Consider the following 21,260-nt stretch of genomic DNA (forward strand, 5'->3'; position numbering starts at 1 on the left):
GCATGCTCAGTCAACTAAGGGAAATAGTTGAACACGTATCAAGAGTTGAAGATGTATCGACGGCACTTGATATTCTAGTTAAAGAGACATGCAGTGCGATGCAGACGGAATGTTGCACCGTGTATTTAGCCAATAATGATATGCAGCGCCTTGAGTTGATGGCAACTCAAGGCCTGATCTTTGAAGGTAATAGTATTCACATTGGTTTCGACGAAGGCTTAGTTGGCCTCGTGAAACGAAGTGCTGAACCTATTAACCTTGCACAAGCGTCTGCTCACCCTGCTTATAAGTTTTTTCCAGAACTTGGAGAAAACATTTACCACTCTTTTCTTGGTACTCCTATTATCCATCGCAAGCAAGTGCTTGGCGTATTGGTTATTCAACAAAAAACACCTCGTTTATTCAGCGAGATGGAAGAGTCATTCCTCGTTACGCTCTCAGCTCAACTTGCGGTTATTGTCGCGCACGCTCAAACCCAAGGTCATTGGCTGTTGGAACAACAAAAGCTGCCAGGCATCAAAGGTATTGCTGCTTCATCTGGGGTAGCGATTGGTGATCTGTGGTGGGACAACACCCAACCTGAATTAACGGATGTGTATCCTGCTTCGACGCTCAATATCGAGCGCGAGCAAGAGTTATTGGCAGTGGCGGTTGAGAATGCCCTCAATGACTTCAAGCGCATGCGAAAGCGCTTAGACAGTGAAATCAATAAAGACGCATTGGCGATCTTTGACCTGTTTACGCACTTACTCAACGATCCTATGTTGCGTAAGGATCTAAAAAGCCAGATTCAGAAAGGCGATAAAGCGGACTGGGCACTAAGGCAGGTGGTTGAGAGCTATTCCAATCGCTTTGCTCGTATGTCGGATGTGTATCTGCGTGAAAGAGCACAGGATATCCGAGAGCTCGGTCAAAGGCTGTTGTACTTCCTTCACAACTCTGAGTATGAGCTACGTACCTTAGATAAGCCGATTATTCTGGTGGTTCGTGAGTTAACCGCTTCAGTATTAGCGTCGATTCCAAAAGAGAAGCTGTTGGCAGTGATCTCTTTGGAAGGGGCGGCGAACTCGCACGCTGCTATTTTATCTCGCGCGCTTGGTATTCCTTCGGTGATGGGGGTTAGCATTAACCTCGAGCAAGCGAATGGTAAGCAAGCCATCGTCGATGGTTATAGTGGCGAGATCTTTATCGAGCCGACCAAGAACCTGCTCAAAGAGTATCGCGGGCTGATTCTTGAAGAGAGTGAGCTCTCCTCAATGGTCAATCGCGAGCTGTATCTACCTGCGAAAACCCAAGATGACCAACAGGTCGAAATCCTACTTAATGCAGGTTTGAGTGCTGATACCAATATTGCCATCAACCAAGGTGTAGATGGCGTTGGTTTGTACCGAACGGAAATCTCGTTCTTGTTGCAACAACGTTTCCCATCAGAGGATGAACAGTTCAAGCAGTATCGCTCTGTGCTTTCGAGCTACCCAAATAAGCAGGTGGTGATGCGTACGCTCGATATTGGTGGTGATAAGGCATTACCTTACTTCCCAATCGAAGAGGACAACCCCTTCCTTGGCTGGCGTGGTATCCGTTTTACGCTGGATCATCCAGATATCTTCATTATTCAACTGCGTGCCATGCTACGTGCGAGTTGTGAAAGCCATAACTTGAGCATTCTGCTACCGATGATTTCGGGCGCTCAGGAGTTGGATGACGCCCTGCAGTTGATTGAGCAAGCCTATGATGAAGTGCATGAACTTGATAATCGAGTACGGATGCCCCGTATCGGTATCATGATTGAAGTGCCTTCGATGCTCTACTTGTTACCACTGATTGCCGACAAGGTCGATTTTGTTTCTGTCGGTACTAATGACTTAACCCAATATTTATTGGCCGTTGATAGGAACAATTCCCGCGTCTCTGATGTCTATGAATCTATGCACCCGGCAGTGATCATGGCATTGAAACAAATTCATGATACTTGTAAGCAATATCAATTACCTGTGTGTATTTGTGGCGAGCTAGCCGGTGATCCAATGGGCGCATTGTTACTGCTTGGGTTGGGGTATCAGACGTTAAGTATGAACACCTCGAATGTTGCTAGAACCAAATATTTGATTCGCCAATCTAACTTGAGCGAATTACAGGATTTGGCAAATAAGGCACTTTCAAAGCCGTATGGCAGTGACATCTATAGTATGATGCTGAACTATTTCGAAGAGCGTGAATTTACAGGCTTCATTCGAGCAGGTAAAAAATAGGAATTAACGTGTCATATGAACTCATAGGCTTGCTAGCAGGCCTTGGTGCTGTTGTTGGTGTTTTAGCTGGCTTGCTGGGTATTGGCGGTGGGTTGCTGGTGGTTCCGGCATTACTGTTCTTGCTCCCGAAAGCGGGTATCCCTCAAGAGTTTGCAATGCAAATGGCATTAGCGACCTCGCTATCTACCATTATTGTTACGTCAGGATCGTCTGCGATTAACCACTTAAAGTTGGGTAACGTTGAGATATTTGTCGTTAAATGGTTAATGCCAGGGGTTGTGGTTGGCGGTTTTCTCGGTTCTTTTGTAGCTGACGTTATTCCTTCTCAATACTTACCTAAAGTTTTTGGTGTGATTGTGTTAGTGCTAGCACTGCAGATGCTGTTGTCGATTCGCTCTAAGAGCCAAAAAGCGATGCCGGGCTCTGCGACAACCATGTTATGTGGTGGTGGCATTGGTTTGGTTTCAAGCTTGGCGGGTATTGGTGGTGGGTCGTTGTCTGTACCTTTCCTTAACCATCATGGTGTGGAAATGCGCAAGGCAGTGGGCTCGTCTTCGGTGTGTGGTTTCGTTATCGCTATCTCTGGAATGTTAGGCTTTATTTGGCATGGCTCGTCTGTCGAGGGGCTGCCTCCGTTTAGCCTCGGCTATGTCTACCTGCCTGCCTTGGTTGCGATATCGTGCACATCAGTACTAACCACACGAGTGGGGGCGAAGCTGGCTACGCAATTACCAACACCAGTACTTAAGAAGTTCTTTGCGGTATTTTTAATGTTTATAGCAGCGACCATGCTGCTGTAGTGTCTTTCGTTAGCGATTGAGCTAACCGTTATTCAATTTAGATAGAGAGCCAAGTATGTCTCAGGGTTTTATTGAATTCCCAAATATCGATCCTGTTCTTATTGAACTAGGACCAATCTCAGTTCGTTGGTACGGCCTAATGTACCTTGTCGGTTTTATGTTTGCTCTTTGGCTAGCAAATCGCCGAGCTGATCAGCCGGGTAGCGGTTGGACTCGAGAGCAAGTATCAGACTTATTGTTCGCTGGCTTTCTAGGTGTGGTACTTGGTGGTCGTATTGGCTACGTGTTGTTCTACAATTTTGACCTTTTCTTAGCGGATCCACTGTATCTATTTAAAGTATGGACTGGCGGTATGTCTTTCCACGGCGGCTTGCTGGGTGTTATCACCGCAATGTTCTGGTATGCGAAAAAGAATGGTCGCACCTTCTTCGGCGTTGCAGACATGATTGCACCATTGGTTCCATTTGGTTTAGGTATGGGCCGTCTAGGTAACTTCATGAACAGTGAACTATGGGGCCGTGTTACGGATGTGCCATGGGCAATTGTATTCCCGAATGGCGGTCCACTTCCTCGTCACCCATCTCAGCTTTATGAAATGGCACTTGAAGGGATCGTGCTGTTCTTCATCTTGAACTGGTTTATTAAAAAGCCTCGTCCTCTTGGTTCTGTATCAGGGTTATTCCTTGCAGGATATGGTACATTCCGCTTCTTAGTAGAATACGTACGTGAACCAGATGCTCATTTAGGCTTGTTCGGCGGGTTTATCTCTATGGGACAAATCCTATCACTGCCAATGGTTATCATCGGTGCGCTGATGATGGTATGGGCATACAAGCGCGGTCACTACAAAGACGAATTACCACAACAAACGAAGTAAGGAATTGGTGTGAAACAGTATTTAGATCTCTGTCAGCGTATCGTTGATAACGGTACTTGGATTGAAAATGAACGCACGGGCAAGCGCTGCCTAACTGTGATCAATGCTGACCTTGAATATGATGTTGGTAACAACCAGTTCCCACTTGTCACTACACGTAAGAGCTTTTGGAAAGCGGCAGTTGCTGAACTGCTTGGCTACATTCGCGGTTACGACAACGCTGAAGATTTTCGTAAGCTAGGAACGAAAACTTGGGATGCGAATTCGAACCTGAATGAAGCATGGCTGAATAATCCTTACCGCAAGGGTGAAGATGACATGGGCCGTGTTTATGGTGTTCAAGGCCGAGCATGGGCAAAGCCTGATGGTGGTCATATCGACCAGCTGAAGAAGATTGTTGATGACCTGACAAACGGTATCGATGACCGTGGTGAGATCTTAAACTTCTACAACCCAGGTGAGTTCCACATGGGATGTTTGCGTCCGTGTATGTACAGCCATCACTTCTCTCTACTGGGTGATACTCTGTACCTAAACAGTACTCAGCGCTCTTGTGATGTACCACTTTTATAGCCCCAAATGTAAATTGCATAGCTCGTAGTCGATACGGGCTTTTTTTTATTTGTACATTGATTTTATTGTACTATGTTTAAAGTGCACATTTAGTATATACAGAAAGGACTAAGTGTTTATTGGTGCACATTTAGGGGGAGCTATGGAAAAGGGTGTTGTAATATCTTCAAGTGAGAACCTTGATACGTCATATTCAGTTGCTCATGAGGATTATGATGGATACCCAGACATACTTTTACTTACTGAAGGTGTCGCTGTATTTAACGAGCAAATGGAACTCCTGCCAATTGTCTCAGACTTCTTAAACGATTACAGAAGAAACCACAGTGACGAATCTGTAAGAACTTATGCGAATAACTTACGTTACTTGATTAAATATCTGACAACTTTAGATGACAACCACATTGGCTCTAGGCGTGATGATTGCCTGTTGTCTGTGCATGTGACAGAAATTCAGAACTATTTTGACTATTGCAGAAAGGATAAAGATAAAGACGGTAATGAAAAGCACCCGATAAGTGGAAAAACTATATCAAACAGAGATGCTACTTACAGAAGGTTTTTCTCCAAGTTTCTATGTAGCCCTCCTGCTGGTTACAAGTTATTGAGAAGCGAAAATCCCTATGAAAATGGCAGTTTAGTTACTGTGGCGAAAGAGTCACTAATAAAGCCAGCATTATTTTCAGATATTGAAGCCTTGATACTTGTTGCTAATAATGAAAGAGAAAGAGCTCTCATTCAATTCATGTATGACTCAGGTGTTCGTAGGGGAGAAGTTCAAGAAATATTTCAAGATAGAGTATTGGAGTTATCTAGAGAATCACGTAAGAGCATTATTGTAGATAATCATACCTTTCAAATACCTAGTGAATATGTCCGAATGGAGATTAAAGGGAACAAGGGGCGAGGGAGGGAAGCTAAATATAGGGAAACAGTTGTTTCAAAAGAGACCATTAACAGAGTTCAAAGGTACCATTCCAGTATTGAATATAAGAAACATAAGCGAAAATGGGGTAAAAATCCTATACCTGCTTTCCTTAATCAAAATGGTAGTCCCTACACTAAAAAGGCAATTAGTAGGCTAATAAAAAAGCTATCTCAAAGGGCTTTAAAGCTTGGTCTTATTAACTCTACAATATCGCCACACAAAATCCGACATGGTTTCGGCGCTATGCTACTAAATTCCGAAGATTTGGAAAAAACATCCTTGGACAGGCTGTTAATTTTACAACAGTGCTTAGGGCATGGGTCATTAGACACAACAGAAAAGTACACAAAAATACCTGTAGGTGTGTGGGATAAATTTGTAGATCGAAATGGTATTGCTTTAAAAAGGCACCAGCTGATGAAAAAACTGAAGGATCGAACCAGAGCAAAAAAAGGAAGTGTCAAATGAAACCTATTCAGAAATATAGAGAACTTCTGAATTCTTGGTGGCAAGAGTTAACTATTGATCAAAAACAGAGAGTTGCAACCTCAAGGAACTCAATTGATTGTAGACACTTGTTTCATGACGCCTCTACAAGCTATTACTCGATACGACGTTACTTAAAAGGAGATATCAATAAGATAGACGCAGAGCTGAGGTCGCTAGGTGTTTTATACCTGAATGACGATGAAGTAGTTGTAACATTGATGCGCAACTTCATCTCTGAATGTAAAGTAACCCCTAGCTTACTATGGGGTATTGAGCTATCAAATAAAGTAGGTGCTGCAAACTCAAAGTTAATTGCTGGTGATCTTGATAGTTTTTTTGAACAATTTGGATTTGTTTCCATAGCATACTTGGCACGTAAGCTTTCATGTGAAAGGAAAAAACTTAATCATCCAGAGTTACTTGTTCTAAGAAAACAACTAAATCAATTGCTGTTGGAGTATGACGTCTCCCTTCCATATCATCAAATCAAAGATAGTAGTCACTCTGTTGGTTATGACCTTAATCATAGAAGAGTTTTCCTTCAATGGAAAAATAACCTAACAGATGCGGAAAAGCAGGCTCTTCCATTACACGGTAAGGTTATTGAAAAATCAGCATTTAGCCATCTAATTCCGCTCGAACGTATGAGAGTGATGCTACCATTGTTGAAAGCTGAACATCAACGTTTCTCGAGCGAGGTGATTGAGCTTAAGAAAACTAATTATAAAACGGTTAAAGAGCGTGAAGAAATACGCAAAGAAAAAGCGTTAGATAAAGAAGAAAGTAAGCGTTCAGTATTCGACAAGCTACGGAATAAGCGACTGGTTTCAATTGGTGATTTCAGCTCTGAAAAAGGGCGTTACATGAGTGTACAACATGCTTTTGCTGTCGGCTCTCTAAAGGCAACCTCATCATCAGGGGTTTCAAATTACTATATTGGGTTTAGGCATTACAGTAACTTTCTAGAAAGTCAGGGAGCCTCTCAAAAAGGGGGGCTTAATGAGTATTTTCATCCATGGTCACTGAGAGATTTTAAAGAGTATTTAGGCGAAAAAATTGGTGAAGCATCACTATCAACTTCATCTGCGAGTACAGTGCTATCAGCATTGCGTATGACACTGGATAAACTGAAAACCATTCGGGGTTTTGATTTCGTTTATTACCCAGCAGATGGGTTTGAGATTGTTAGGGAGTCAATAGCATATAAGCCTTACTCACCTAGAGAAAGAAAGCGAATAAATGAAATGCTAGAGAATGAAATAGTTCTCGCTAAGAATAAACTCTCCCCATACAAGAGGTTAGATAGGAAGAGTGCTGATCTTGATGATCCCAAAGTACAAGCAAGATTAATTTTTGAGGACGACTGTAATTGCATACCTACTTATTATAATTCAAAAAATCGTACTAAAGGGCAGGTGAAATTAATAACTTTTGTTACAACGAGACAGATATCTCTTACCGAATTATATGATGCATGGCAGGTAAAAACTCGAAGGGTGATGCTACGTGAAGTCGGTGTGTATGTACTTAAAATGGCTCAGGTTTTAGGTATGAATTTAAATCCAATTCTAGAACTTGAAATAGATGATTACCAACAGCGTCATCCACTCACTAATAAGCCGTGTTTAACTTACTGGAAGGAGCGTTCGACAGGCGAGAAGATGCTCCATCTCGACTTGTTTCATGCTGACCTGCAATGGTTAACAGTGAGTCAAAAGAACTTTGTTGAGTCGGTATTTGATGACATTATTCAGTTAACCACAGAAGCAAGAAAATTAGTTCCATCAAAAATATCGAAAAGACTTTTTATTAATTTTGCTACCACACCGAAAGCAATAACAGACGCAGATATGAGTAAACTGTATTCTGAATTGGTTGAAGAATATCAACTTAAGAGTGATAGCGGTGCACCATTGATACTCACTACAACTCGCTTTAGACCTACTCTAGTTAGTGAGTTAATTGAGGCTGGTGTTTCAATTCGAGAAATTCAATATTTATTAGGTCATTCAACAGTTTACACTACAATCAAGTACCTTGAACAGTTAGACTTTGACCGAATAATAAGAGATAAAGCACGGAAAGCAATTGAAGATATTTATAAAAATACTATACAAGTAAATAAACAGAACTCTGATCATACGCCACAGCGTAAATATGATGAGAACCTGATCGTAATGAAAACCCCGCTTGGTGGGTGTAAAAACATATTTAATCCGCCAGATTTTATTAGAAAGTCATCACTGTACGTTAAAGGGGTGCCTTGTTCTCAATATAATAAGTGCTTGTCTTGTGACAATGTGATGTTGACAGAAAAACATCTTCCAGAGTTATTTGCGATGCAAAGAGATTACTTATCTTCAATAGAAAATAGCGTAGTGACCAATACACCCTATTACATAGTGGTACTAGAAAACCTCTCATTACTTGATGATATTTTAAACCCAGAAACATCAGAGTTTACAGAGGATATATTGATTCAAGCGAAAGAGGATTCGATATTTCTTGAAACCACGGTATTAGATAGTTGGGGGGCATAAAGATGGAGAAAAAACATTTAGAGCACTTAATGAGGGTCAAGCTGAACTGGGATGATATCTTTTGTAACTTATTTGTTTTAAATGAAGTTGGTTACCAACAAGCCCTTGATGATATTACTCCATTCATTGATCAACTTGCTTTATTGCCTGTATCCAAAAATAGTGTGTTTAGTGATATGTTGTGGGATTACGATTCAGAGACGTCAAATCGTGCAGCTTCTGTAAGTTTAGCTAAGGTTCAGATTAACTTTGAATCTTACTCTCATGTTCCTCTGGGGGTTATAACGGAAATAAAGTGCTTGTTTCTATCTGTTTATGCATCACCTAAAGAATTTGGTAATAAAAAAAATGAAATAAAACCAAATACTTTGATTAGTGCATTTAAAAGTGGATTGAATTTCTTAGATTTTACTTTTTCTGAAATAGAGAAGCGTTTAGGTAAAGAGTATGTACAAGAGCAGTGTAGTCAACTATCTGCTATCACGTTACTAGATTTTGAAGAGGCGGCAAAAACAACTACGTTGAAACTTCGAACTGGGAGAAAAGGCTCTTCCTACAAAGTATTTTTTGACTATTTAAATACGCTTAAAGCTAAAGAAGATATTGGTATCCACTGCAATGCGGATTTCAATGCAATAGAAAAGTCTTATGAAGAAGCATTAGATCTTAGTGGGGAGAAAAAAGCAGATAAGTTGGAGTATCTCGAAACTAAAGAGTTCGATATGGCTCTAAAAAAGGCTTCATTTAATGTGGTCAGTTTCTTAAAAGCTCTGGGAGAGACTGTGCAGGATACTGTTATGACTAAACACTATGAGATGTTGGCCACGAAATTTGAAGAATTCCCTTATTCTAGAGAAGACTTTGATGCCTATGGAGCATATCGATTGAGTAGAAAGAGATATTCATTTTCTCACATCAATTCTACATTTCCTGATAATCAAGTAGCAAAAATTGACCATAATATACAACCTTCCAATTCGTCAATAGAGGTCAATTTCCGTAAAAGGTTTAGCTCCAGTGAGCCATTACGATTAGCGATTAATGAGGCGTACTATTCGGCACTATGGATTGTTGGCTCACTCATGGCCGCGAGACCAAATGTCTATTCAGACTTGAAGATTAATAGCTGCTTAGATTTGAGAGATAACATGATCGTTTCTGAGGAGCATAAGGGGCGAGATAATCGTTGGAACTTGTTCAATGACCGCTGGATTGCCATACCAATTATGATTGATGCTATAGGAGTGATTAAACTAATCGGTGGCAAGGTTTTCCAAAATACATATGTGTTTTCAAATGTTGATACCTTGAAACCAGATGAAATAAATCGCCCAATGACTAGTCTTTCTCATATTGTTAAAAAGAGCTTTATGGTGTTGACTGGGTTATCTCCAAATGACATCAATAGCAAGCTGAACGGTTACGTATTCAGACATAGTTTGTCTCATCAGATGTTTAGAGCTGATGTAGGCTTGCCAGTTATATCTTACCAACTTAAACATATGGTTTCAGCAGTAGAAGCTCTTGCTCGAAAAGGTAAAGTTAGTCAAACAACTTTAGGTTACGGTGGTATAGCTAATGAATTAACAAAAGGAGCGAATAAGCCGTTAGTTCTTAGGCACTCTGCTGAATTAGAAGCAGTTAAGGCAAATTTTGATCCCAATGGCAAATATATGGGTGGGAAGGCTGAGGAGCATCTTTCTAAGGTTAAAAAGTTCTTCAATGGTTGTATAGAAGCTGGTTACACAGAAGAAGAAATATATGAAGCGATGGTAGAGCAAGGCTTAGCCATCATTAATGTAGGTAGCGGTTATTGCTTTGGGGGAGTAGAGGATTTTGATGAGACTTTACCATGTATTGGTGGTTTAAGATGTAACCCTGTCCGCTGTCATAATGCTGTAGTAACTAAAGCTAACGCACCTAAGTGGCGGGAGATATACCTCGATAATATAAAGCTGCTTGGTGCCGATGGGTATGAAGATAGGCAGGAGCAGTTGGTTGAAGCAATAGAAGAATCAAAAAGGGTTTTGGAGTATCTGGGCGAGGCATTAATCTGATGGCTGAATATGATGAAAGAAACAAAGAACAGTACGATATAAACACTAAGAAAATTGAGGATGCTTTACTCGCCATACGTAACGATAAAAAATTAAAGGCGACCAAGAAGCAATTAGTGGAGTTGACTGGTCTTCATCGTAATACTTTTGATTCAAAAGGTACGAGATCTTGGGTTGGTCAAGAACTTGAGATACTTAAAATAGCTAAGCAAGAACACTCAAATCGTAATAAGGTTACGGAAAAGAAAAAAGAAGATAACTTGCAGAAGTTACTAGACCAATCAAAGTTAGAAATATTGCATTGGTTCACTAAGTATTCTGAATCAGAAAGAGAGTTAGATAAACTTAGGCACCGATTAAAACGCGATAATGATAGTCTCGAATGGTATAAGGCAGAGCTTGTAAAAGGGCGAAAGTCCGAAGTGGCGTTAGAGGAAAGGATTGAACTATTAGAGAGCCTACTTAGCTCGAAGAACAATGGGGCTTAGTGCCCCATTATAACTAGACTGCAAATGGATATTTGATTGGATCGTGATGCTGGTAGTCAATTACTTCAAAGTCATCAACAGTCACCCAAGTTTCTAAGTCTGTTAGGGACTTAATATTCGGGTTTATAACTAGTTTAGGAGATGCATAAGGCTCTCTCTTAACTTGCTCTTTCATCAATTCCAATTGATCTTCATAGATATGTGCGTTGACTATTTTATGAAACGCTTTACCTGCCTTTAACCCTGTGATCTGAGCCGTAATTTGAAGGAGCCAAGCTACTTGAACTTGATTAAAGACTAGCCCTAATGGAACGTCACAGCTACGTTGAGTGCTATTTAAATAGAGGGTGTCGCCAAGTAGTGAGAAGTGGTGACTATACATGCATGGACGTAAACAGCCCATATGGAATTCACCAACGTTGTAAAAAGATAGAATTTCACCTCGGTCGTCGATGCCTTTACTAAGGTTGTCGATTATTTTTTTGTACTGATCTACATGGCCGCCATCAGGCTTTGCCCATGCTCGACCTTGGACGCCATAAACTCTACCCATATCGTCCTCACCTTTACGATGAGGGTTATTGAGCCATGCTTCATTCAAGTTGGCATTAGCATCCCAAGTCTTAGTGCCAACCTTTCGGAAATCAGCAGCACTATCATAGCCACGTAAGTAGCAAAGCATTTCTGCTATAGCACTTTTCCAGAAAGCTTTTCGTGTTGTTACTAATGGAAATTCATTGTTACCAACATCATATTCTAAATCTGTGTTGATTACAGTTAGGCAACGTTTACCTGTTCTTTTGTTCTCGATCCATATACCTTCATTGATGACTCTTTGACATAATTCTTCGTATTGACTGTGACTTTTTTTCATATTACTTACCTAGTTTTTCAACTATTTTAACTTATTTTTTTTGCAACTGAGTATTGGTATTGATGATTTCTGTAAAATACCGGTAAAGTCCTAGCTTGAAATCTCTACTTGAAGGTGCTGCACTTTTAAAGAGTCTACCGTTAGAATCTAGCTCCATGACGCTACAATCTTTCCAATGAGTAGCTTTTTTCCCATAGTCCAATTGCCCCAACACTTTTCCTGCTCGCTCTATCTCTTCCACTGTTGATTCTATGGACATCAGCTGGTTTACAACCAAAGATAGTGCTTGCCAAATTTGAGCAGATAAACGAAAGCCACCATGGTAACTTTTTTGTCCACGCAATGGCTCTAACCACGCATTAAAAAATACAACAAGGCTCTTTAGCCCTTTCTTTGACAAAATATCAGAAACTAAAGAACCCTTATTAAATGTGACATTATCTCCCATTCGACATTTTTCTTGAACAAGAGAATTAGCAACAGCACCAACTAAGACTTTGAATAAGATGTATTCGGTGGTGACAAATTTATCTTTAGACTTAACGTGTTTAGATTGACTAGAAACCCCACCAAGCTCGTCAAGGTTTAGTTTGTCAGCTAAGTCACATACCCATTTTTTTAGAGGGTAGTTACTCTCTTGAGTCTTGAGCTGCGTCAAGTGCACACCTGTGTATTGACGTTCAAACTTGAAGAACAAGTCACGAACTTGCTCATCGCAGATCCCTTTCTCATTAAAAATAACCGTTAAGGATATATCCTCTATAGCCAGAGCCTGCCGAGTAACACTATTCTTCTCTAAATCTTTAGAGCTTAACCTTGATGAAAAAAGAGGGGATTTAACACTCAGTAAATCCATTATCGCTATAAAAACCAATAAGTTGCCAACAACGATAGCCTGCTTGCGATGATAGCTAACCGAAGCAATATCACGAGCTATTTCTACGTTTGATTTTCCCGCAATCACAAGTGTTAGCGACAAAAGAGGCTCTAAGCCTTCCGTACGTAAATCCCATTCAATATCTCGCTTAATAATTGCTACTTGCTCTTTGTTTATTTTGTTTCTTGCAGCCTCAAAAAAGAACTCCAAGCCTTGATACTCGCGTTCTGGCTCTAGGATATTGACTAATTCAATAACGGGAATGCTCGTTGTAAACCTTTTAAGGCTCGTTGTGCCTTGAGAGACCAATCGACCCTTAAGTTGAACTTTGGACAAGCTGGATACCTAACATTGATTAATGTGAATTTATAGTCTAAAACAAAAATAATGATTGATCAGACGGTGGTGTCTGATCAATCATTGCGCGTCAAAAATTTAGCCCATCAAGCAGGGGCAAACCAAGTGAGGCGGTAAATATGACGACAAAACACGATCAAACTAATGAAGATTTTCTAGAACAGTCCATTGTTGAGCAGTTAGTTGGAAAATATGACAAAGGACATGCTACAAGTTATTTGGCGAGCTCTAAGCATTTGCTAGAAAACACAGGTGAGCACTTATCAACTACAACAATTGAAAGTATTTTTAAATCTAAAGCGCGTTACTACAGTGGTATCCAATCTGTACAAACAGGGCTGAAGCATATTGATATATTTATTACCCCTGAGCTTGCAAGGGATATGCTTCGTTTTTCTCGCCGTGGGGCAGTGAACGCAAATAATAAGAATCGTCGATTGAGCAAAGCAAAGGTTAAAAAATACGCAGAGGCAATGAAAAAGGGAGAGTGGTGCTTAACTGGAGAACCGATCATTATCTCTGACGATGGAGAAATCCTGAATGGCCACCACCGACTTGAGGCTGCTTGTGAAGCAATGAGAGGCTTTATTGCGACGCTTACCTTTGGTGTTATTGATGAAAGATCATTTGCAAATATCGACGTCGGAAACATGCGTTCTCGTGCTCAGGTTCTCGAAATGGCAGGAGTAAAAGTGAATGCTCAATCTCTTTCACGTGTTGCTATGTTGGCAAAAGCTTTTGAATCAACAAAAAATCCATTCGCTTTTCGTGGGACCCAAGGCACTTCATTCCAACCATCTGAAATTCTGACATATGTCGAACAAAACCATGAGCTAGCTCTTTCTGTAGACTTCGTCTCTAAAGTATTGAAAAGGCATAAATTAGAAAGTCAGGCGTCTGAGTCGGTCTACGCTTTTGCTCATTACCTAATTAAGAAAAAATTAACTGAAAGTCACCTTGAATGTCTACCCCTAACACCAGAGGTGTATCTCACTCGACTAATTTCATCTATTGGACTTGAATCAGAAGATGATGTGGAATATCAAGTGCGAAAATACCTCCAATCACTAGTGCATGAATCATCATCATATTCATTACTATGCCGATTATCTGCAATATTCAAAGGCTGGAATTCTTATCTAAATATCCCAATAGTTGGAAATAAAATCACTGTTAAACGCATTTCTCGCTACCGTAAAGATGAGGACGGTAACAAGGTTCCGCTACCGAGTGCTGGTAACATTAATGAAGCCTTCACTGTTCCTTGTGTCATTAAGGGGCTAACACCAAAACGAATCATGAAACAAGCTAACGTTGAAGTAGAATAAGACTATTTAGTTAATATTTTTAAAAATATGCATAGCATGGAGAGTATGTAGCCTCTCCATACCATCGTTGTAACAATCTTTTGTTTTATAGAAAGGCTTGACGTTATTTATCAATTATGGGATATTTTCAAACGGTCTCGGCCTCCACCTCTGACACCCACGTTAGGAAATATTGACTTTGTTTTAGTGGGAATCTACAACTTCTTACTTATATGTATTTACTCATAACCTTAACTTAATAAAGTTAGCTGTGGTTGTCTGGTTCTGTCGCAAACTTTGAGCCTTTAAGTTAAGATTTGCTTAATTTCTATTCATGATACTGATTCTTAATGTTTAAAGGCTGTCACTTTCCCTCTGAAGTTATTCTCGAAACAGTACGTTATTATCTCGCATATAAACTCAGTTATCGTGAAATTGAAGAGATACAATTAGAGCGTGGAGTCGTTGTGGATCACGCTACTATTAATCGTTGGGTTATTAAATTTACACCAGTATTAGAGCATAGAGCGAGGCGTAGAAAGAAGCGGTGTTTTTCAAGGTAGTTGTCATCATTTGCTTACTTATTAAGCAGCTTCTCTTTCTGGATTCAGATGAACGTCACCAACAGGCGCACAGTTCCTGATATCACCAGACCACCGCTCAGGCTTTCGCTGTTTTGCAGCGAACAATACCTCTACACGACGCTTCAAGATCTCTTTATCTTTTCCATTGTGACGCTCTGAAGGCGTGACGTAATTTAGCTTACTGTGTTTGTGCTCGGTGTTGTACCAGAGTACGAAGGCTTCAACCCAACTTCGGCTACTATCGAGAGTTTCAAAGCCCTTTGTTGGCCAGTTTGGCATGTACTTTACTGTACGGAACAATGACTCGACATAAGGGTTATCATCACTGACCCTTGGGCGGCTATATGACGAGGTAATACCTAACTCTTCCATTTTCGCTTGGAACGTCAACGACTTCATTGGCGCACCGTTATCGGAGTGAAGAACCAGCGCTTGATTAAAGCACTGCTCTCGCATCAACGTCCGTTGCAGAAGTTGTGACGCCAGCTCACCGCATTCATGCTCATACACTTCATAACCAACAATTTTTCGACTGTAGATGTCCTCAATGACATACAGGTAATAGTGTTGACCTCGAACCTTTGAAGGTAAGTAAGTGATATCCCATGTATAGACTTGGTTCGAGCCCGTCGCTGTGTAACTGGTTGGCTTCGCTTGCTTCTGTCTGCTCCGCTGACGACCTCGTTTGTGAAGTTGCCCCTGCGTACTCAACACTCGGTAGTAGATCGACTCAGAGGCGATATACTCACCTCTATCAAGCAGTGTCGGGACGATTTGAGTTGGAGGCAAGCTTGCGAACTCAGAGCGGTTACACACCTCGATTATCGCATCACGCTCTTCCTGCGACAGCTTGTTAGCAGGCTCAGGCCTAAGGCATATTGGCCTTTTGTCAGCTTGCACTTCACCTTGCTGATACCAGCGGCGATACGCTCTCAAGTCGATTTGAACTTCATGGCAAGCTGGCTCTAAACGACATCCGCATTGCTTCGCTTCAAGGATAAGAGTCACTAGGGTCTGCCTTTCATCGGTTGAGGTTAGTCGTCCTCTGGCTCTTCCCCGTAAAAGGCTCTCAGCTTTTTTCTTAGTACCAAGAGGGCGGCCGTTTCAGCGAGTGCTTTTTCTTTGAGTCGTAAATCTTTCTTCAACTCTTTGATTTCAAGTTTGTCAGCTTTAGCCTGCTTCTTTGCTTCAGCTTCCTGCTCTTTACTCGACTTAAACCCTTGCATACATTCGCTGCGCCAGCTTTGGATTTGCTCTGGAAAAAGACCTTTTTCACGACAATATTGGCTGAGTTCACTTTCTGTCATTGAGTAGGTTTCAGCGACAATGGCAAGTTTAGTTTGAGCAGACCACTGCTCTGATGAAGTGTTGCTATTTGGCACGGCGGCTCCTGAACGTCTGAGTTGCTGGCGACAATGATACAGGGTCGCAGTGCTGATTCCTTCCTCTTCCGACACTTCTTTAACTGACATAGAATAGGGAGGTAATAGCTTCTTCAATATAGCTTCTTTTCTTTCTACTGAGATACGAGACACAATTACTCTTTATCGCCCAAACTGGTTAAATTTTAACAGTGACAACTACCCTGCCAGATAGGGGAAGCCGGTGTCTGGCTCGTGGCGTATGGATGAAACCTACATCAAAGTAAAGGGTAAGTGGGTCTACTATTACCGAGCTGTCGATAAATTTGGCAATGTGATCGATTATTATCTTAGCCCGAACCGTGATGAGGCTGCTGCTAAAGCCTTTCTGAATAAGGCCATTTCACAAAATGGTTTACCAAGCAAAGTTGCCATAGATGGAAGTAAGAGTAACTACGCGGCCATTGATTCTTTGGTTGACGGGTTATTTTATGCTCTCACTGGTAGAGATTTTGGACATTAAATATCTGAACAATATCGTTGAGCAGAGCCACCGTTGGGTAAAGCAGAAAACACGTCAAGCTTTGGGTTGGAAGTCAAAGGAAGGAGCTTTGGCCAGTTTACATGAGCGGGAAGTGTGGACGATGTTGAAACAAGATCAGACAGATATTGTAGGCCAGACGGCCTTTGAACGATTCTACGCACTCGCTGTATAATTGTATCTGTAGAGTTGAGCTGTTACGCCTCTAACCAGACTTGCGACAGAACCAAGGGACGTTCATCAATGCAAATATAGAGTCGATAAAACATTGAAGCGCAGAGAATATCCCTTTAATCATTGAAGCTGTTTCAATCACAGTATCAGAAAATTGAAAGCCTCTACCACGTTTGCTATGTGCCTCTTGCATTGCCACGCTTCAACAGCCGAGTCGTCAGTCCAAAATGTTACTGAGCCTCGTTTGCACAAGGCTTCATTATATTGACTCCAGTTAGTTATCTTCTTTTTCGACTTACCCATAACATCACCATGCTTCTACTACATGGGAGCAGCTCGCTGGATTGAAGAAAGGTTCAACTGATTTAGTCAACAACGCTGTTATTACCGAATACGACCTACAGGGAGAAATAAATATCGGTCAGACGCAAACCACACAAAGAGTAGTCCTAACAAAAATAAAAAACTGCCAACAGTTAAAATATAGAAATAATTTTCGCCGGAAAATGCGCTTAATAGTATATTATTAAAACTATAAAAAGGGGATGTTGTTATAAAAACTTTGCTCCAACTAGGTAGGGCTGATAATGGTATAAAGACATTCGATGACATCAACGCATATATATATATAATATTTGCAATCGCAAGCATTGTTTGACTATTCCTACAATAACGAGAAACAATAAGTGCAAGACCAAAACAAAAAACACTAGTTATTATTAGTGCCCAAAATCCCAAAAAAAACATTCCAACGTTTAATTTAAAACCAGCATTAAGTATAATTAGACTCGAAATAATAAATAAAATAGAAAATCCAACAATCAGCACCATTCGAGAAATAATTATTGCCATCGAGATTTCAAAGTAACTGACTGGAGCTATTACATATGATAAGAATGCATTATGTGACCTAAAATCGCAAATAGTTTGAGCAAGACCAAATATTGACATTGAAACTATAGTCAGCATCGTTAAACCAATAATACTAGAAAAATAAAAGTCTACTGAACCCTCATCTCTGGGATCAAATAGAAATATAAGCAAAAGAAGCATCATGACTGGATAAAAAAATGTCCAAAACAATGCAGTTAAATTTGTTACAAATGACTTTGTTTCTAATCTAAATATAGAGGGGAAAATCATACACATCTACCTTAATAAACTTATTAAAATGACAGAGCACAATCGTCATAAAGACGACTACCTTCAACAGAAAGCAAAAGATCTTTAGATGTTAATTTTCGCCAAGTAAAAGATAACTTTTCAATATTAGAATCTTCTAAATCACGAGGGAGAGAACTACTACCAAACAATAACAATCTACCATCATCAAGCATTATCTTCATTTTACAATCAGAAATACCTTTAACCTTTGACATTATAAACCTTAATTCAGACTCGTTATTGATTATGATCTCTAAAACCCCTTCACCGAGACGTTCGTAAATTAAATCATGTAATTTACCTTGGTAAATAACTTGTCCATCTGTCAGGAAAATCACATTTTGTGCCACGGAGAGAATCTTTTCATTATGTGTAGCAACTATTGTTGTTTTACTTAATGATGAACGTTCAGCAATAATTTGGGCTGTGGTTCTAATTCTTAAATCATCGAGACTCCTTTCCGGCTCATCTAATAAAGCTAGATCGGGTTGGTGATTCAGAGCTAAAAATATATTAACCCTTTGTTTTTGCCCACTAGATATTTTATCAAAGGAAGAATTCTCCAAGTCTTCTGGAATTAAACTTGAAATTTTTTCTGATAAATGTTCTTCAAAGCAATCATAAACACTGAAGTAGTAACGAAAAATATCTTTTACATTAGTCCCTGATGGAAAGTTTAGATTTTGACTAGCATAACCAATACGGTTACGATTCGGAGGTAGTCTGTCAGAATAAACCTGACCAGAGAGACTTGCTTTAAATGTAAAATCTGGTCGCAGTCCCATCATTACATTTAACAATGTTGACTTTCCAGAGCCATTTGGACCAATAATGGCCGTTGCCTTACCATCTTCAAATGACAAGTCTTTTAGTGAAACTATGGTAGTAGGTGCTTCACGACTATTACCTATATATCTTATTTTTTCTATTTCTAAATATGAGTTCATATTATTAGCTATCATTTTTTATATATTTAAATTGTGGAATAATTATACCATGTTTAACACGAAGTGCTTTAGATAAAGATAATGCATCTTCATTGGAGCCCCCAGCGAACTTAGGAAGATAGTAGTATAAATACACTAGAATTATCATTGCATCTTTACTTAAATTAGTATCCTCAATTTTTTTAACTAAAGTTTTGATTAGTAACTTTGATGAGTCAATAAAGGAATCTTGAGATGAACAAGAATATATAAATCTTACTTGGCTAGATATACTAAATAACCATCTAACATTAAGAAAATCAATTGGAAGTTTTTTAGATACTTTATGAATTTCATCTAAGAGTTCATTATCAAAAGATGGTTCAGATGCTAATAATACAGAACATCTAGCTATGTTTAACCACTCGTCGTAGGTATACTTAACAGGATCTCCCTTAATTATCTTACTGACTTGATTTTTAAATAATGAATGACGTCCTTTAAAATAGTCATCAGTAGGGTTGATAGATTTATAACAAGCTTCCTTACTGGAAATCAAGTAATCAGCCTTTTTAAGGCTTTCTTCCATTAAAAGATAACACTCATATTCGGTACTAGAGTTTTGACATGAGCGTATTAATTTCTTAGCATTTTTAATTCCTCCTATTAATAAAGCAGAACAAATACTCGCCGAACCATATACGTAAGGATTACTCTTATTGGTTCTAGATTGAACTTTATGCTTTAACCATTCATTAGAAACTGCAACATCCTCTAAATCTGTAAAAATAGAAGCTATATCTTCTATGAATGTTGCCAACCCTTCATCAATCATAGAGTAACCCGATAATGCAAACAAATGTGTTGTTTCATGATAAATATCATTAGTATTTGACAATTTATCTTCATGTATTACAGCAACCGATGTTCCATTTGTAAAAAGAATGCAATGTTGATCAATAGAGTTATATTTGGAGACAATAAGAATTCGGTATTCAGATAACGTATCTGTTATTTTTTCAGATAAATCCTTACAAATTTTATAAGAACTTATGACTCTTTCTTTTATTGAACTATCGATACCTGATTGAAAAATAATCATATCTTTTGAAGATATACTAAAAATTAAGGAATCTCTTTCCAATAAAACGGACATTGCATGAATTCTATTTGGCGTAATTAATTCATTTACCTCATCAAGCCATTGTCCATCATTTATTAAACCTGAACCTAACCATATATCTTCGAGTTTTAAAGGTGTTATACAATCCATGAGAACTACTTTCCATACCAGATAACTGAACCAAGAGTCTCTAAAGAAGGGTCAGCACCAAGTAGATCTGTTCCTTTATCATCGTAAAAAGCCCCCCAATTTAAAGTTTCTATGTCTTGATCTGCTAGTATTAATGATAAGTGTTGGCTTACAATACCTAACTCGATTAACGCGAAACGGTATCCAGCGATTCCATACTTTATTACGGTCCGCTCCCATAATACACTTAGTAATATTGCTCCACGTGTAGTATGCACCAATGATTTATCTGAACCAACACATAATGCATTTTCTACTTCAGTAACTGAAATATCACGACGAATCATATGTAACGTACTTGTATTAGGATTAAAATATTTAAGTTCAAATCCATTATTAGTTGGTTCTAATAGATGTATCTCCACAGGATATAAACCTCCAGGAGATGGATAAGGCCTAAAATTTAAATATATACTATCATCGACATGAGCTTGTGCTTTACGAGTAGGTGTACAAGACATTAGAGATCGTAATAGTCCTGAACGATTGAATGGTTTTTTCAGATCAAAACTTCTACAGGATCTTCTTTGCTCAATGGCCTTATATAAGCGTTCAGGGACATCTACATTTATTAACTCCGTATCATATGAAGGAGTTGCCTTGTAATTTCTTGATGCTTCTTGGGCTCCCCTTATTGAATCCATATAAAGACCAGTTCTCAGAAAAAAAGACATTGAACTTATTGGTTTTAATTTTGTTCTATCATGAAATTCTAATATATCTTTCATTTCTAAAGCATCAAAACTATGGGGGGTAATATATTTTTCAATTGACATGTT

The 21,260-nt window shown here is 39.4% G+C and carries 15 protein-coding genes and 4 pseudogenes; 11 read left to right on the forward strand and 8 right to left on the reverse strand.

Annotated features, from left to right (window positions below; genetic code table 11):
* The first annotated feature begins 2 nt into the window (after positions 1-2).
* The 8 genes and pseudogenes from ptsP (at position 3) to F0232_RS10155 (ending at position 11,004) form a co-directional block, all read left to right on the forward strand.
* Positions 3-2,252, forward strand: coding sequence for a phosphoenolpyruvate--protein phosphotransferase (gene ptsP / locus F0232_RS10120; protein WP_116870032.1), 2,250 nt, complete (start codon positions 3-5; stop codon positions 2,250-2,252).
* A gap of 8 nt (positions 2,253-2,260) precedes the next feature.
* Complete coding sequence (locus tag F0232_RS10125) at positions 2,261-3,052, forward strand: sulfite exporter TauE/SafE family protein (RefSeq protein ID WP_171731954.1); 792 nt, start codon at positions 2,261-2,263, stop codon at positions 3,050-3,052.
* Positions 3,053-3,107: 55 nt separating this feature from the next.
* Positions 3,108-3,929 (forward strand): prolipoprotein diacylglyceryl transferase, encoded by an 822-nt coding sequence (lgt, locus tag F0232_RS10130; RefSeq protein ID WP_008221585.1) that lies wholly within the window; start codon positions 3,108-3,110, stop codon positions 3,927-3,929.
* 9 nt (positions 3,930-3,938) lie between these two features.
* Positions 3,939-4,496, forward strand: a pseudogene (locus tag F0232_RS10135) (thymidylate synthase); the annotation flags it as partial.
* Positions 4,497-4,644: 148 nt separating this feature from the next.
* Positions 4,645-5,898 (forward strand): tyrosine-type recombinase/integrase, encoded by a 1,254-nt coding sequence (locus F0232_RS10140; protein ID WP_171750750.1) that lies wholly within the window; start codon positions 4,645-4,647, stop codon positions 5,896-5,898.
* Complete coding sequence (locus F0232_RS10145; protein ID WP_171750751.1) at positions 5,895-8,459, forward strand: tyrosine-type recombinase/integrase; 2,565 nt, start codon at positions 5,895-5,897, stop codon at positions 8,457-8,459. The genes F0232_RS10140 and F0232_RS10145 overlap by 4 nt, the downstream gene beginning before the upstream one ends.
* 2 nt (positions 8,460-8,461) lie before the next feature.
* Positions 8,462-10,516 carry a hypothetical protein gene (locus tag F0232_RS10150; RefSeq protein WP_171750752.1) on the forward strand — a complete coding sequence of 685 codons (2,055 nt, stop codon included), beginning with the start codon at positions 8,462-8,464 and terminating at the stop codon, positions 10,514-10,516.
* The gene (locus F0232_RS10155) at positions 10,516-11,004 is read left to right on the forward strand and encodes a hypothetical protein (RefSeq protein ID WP_171750753.1); all 489 of its coding nucleotides are present in this window, start codon (positions 10,516-10,518) and stop codon (positions 11,002-11,004) included. Before F0232_RS10150 ends, F0232_RS10155 begins: the two co-directional genes overlap by 1 nt.
* A gap of 13 nt (positions 11,005-11,017) precedes the next feature.
* On the opposite strand, the gene F0232_RS10160 is transcribed toward F0232_RS10155, so the two are convergent.
* Positions 11,018-11,878, reverse strand: coding sequence for a thymidylate synthase (locus F0232_RS10160; protein WP_171750754.1), 861 nt, complete (start codon positions 11,876-11,878; stop codon positions 11,018-11,020).
* Between the two features lie 31 nt (positions 11,879-11,909).
* Positions 11,910-13,091 carry a hypothetical protein gene (locus F0232_RS10165; protein WP_171750755.1) on the reverse strand — a complete coding sequence of 394 codons (1,182 nt, stop codon included), beginning with the start codon at positions 13,089-13,091 and terminating at the stop codon, positions 11,910-11,912.
* A gap of 140 nt (positions 13,092-13,231) precedes the next feature.
* On the opposite strand from F0232_RS10165, the gene F0232_RS10170 reads away from it, so the two are divergent.
* Together F0232_RS10170 and F0232_RS25045 are read left to right on the forward strand one after the other, a co-directional pair.
* The gene (locus F0232_RS10170; RefSeq protein WP_171750756.1) at positions 13,232-14,440 is read left to right on the forward strand and encodes a chromosome partitioning protein ParB; all 1,209 of its coding nucleotides are present in this window, start codon (positions 13,232-13,234) and stop codon (positions 14,438-14,440) included.
* 329 nt (positions 14,441-14,769) lie between these two features.
* A pseudogene (locus F0232_RS25045) lies at positions 14,770-14,967 on the forward strand (IS6 family transposase); the annotation flags it as partial.
* Between the two features lie 36 nt (positions 14,968-15,003).
* Here the strand turns inward: F0232_RS25045 and F0232_RS10175 are convergent.
* A protein-coding gene (locus F0232_RS10175) for an IS3 family transposase (RefSeq protein ID WP_367613620.1) occupies positions 15,004-16,538 on the reverse strand; the annotation gives its coding sequence in 2 pieces (ribosomal slippage) (positions 15,004-16,070 and positions 16,070-16,538; 1,536 coding nt in all).
* 70 nt (positions 16,539-16,608) lie between these two features.
* Here F0232_RS10175 and F0232_RS10180 point away from each other — a divergent pair.
* A pseudogene (locus tag F0232_RS10180) lies at positions 16,609-17,015 on the forward strand (transposase); the annotation flags it as partial.
* A gap of 119 nt (positions 17,016-17,134) precedes the next feature.
* Here F0232_RS10180 and F0232_RS10185 read toward each other — a convergent pair.
* From F0232_RS10185 to F0232_RS10205, 5 genes and pseudogenes are all read right to left on the reverse strand, one after another.
* Positions 17,135-17,382 (reverse strand): annotated as a pseudogene (locus F0232_RS10185) (transposase); the annotation flags it as partial.
* Between the two features lie 81 nt (positions 17,383-17,463).
* Positions 17,464-18,222 (reverse strand): ABC transporter permease, encoded by a 759-nt coding sequence (locus F0232_RS10190; protein ID WP_171750758.1) that lies wholly within the window; start codon positions 18,220-18,222, stop codon positions 17,464-17,466.
* A gap of 23 nt (positions 18,223-18,245) precedes the next feature.
* A complete protein-coding gene (locus tag F0232_RS10195) occupies positions 18,246-19,190 on the reverse strand; it encodes an ABC transporter ATP-binding protein (RefSeq protein ID WP_171750759.1) in 945 nt (314 codons plus the stop codon).
* A 4-nt stretch (positions 19,191-19,194) separates the two neighbouring features.
* Positions 19,195-20,442, reverse strand: coding sequence for a hypothetical protein (locus F0232_RS10200; protein ID WP_171750760.1), 1,248 nt, complete (start codon positions 20,440-20,442; stop codon positions 19,195-19,197).
* A gap of 5 nt (positions 20,443-20,447) precedes the next feature.
* Positions 20,448-21,257 carry a nitroreductase family protein gene (locus F0232_RS10205; RefSeq protein ID WP_134837276.1) on the reverse strand — a complete coding sequence of 270 codons (810 nt, stop codon included), beginning with the start codon at positions 21,255-21,257 and terminating at the stop codon, positions 20,448-20,450.
* Between the last annotated feature and the right edge of the window lie 3 nt (positions 21,258-21,260).

Origin of the sequence: Vibrio sp. T3Y01, assembly GCF_013114525.1 — a bacterium.
GTDB lineage: Bacteria > Pseudomonadota > Gammaproteobacteria > Enterobacterales > Vibrionaceae > Vibrio > Vibrio chagasii_B.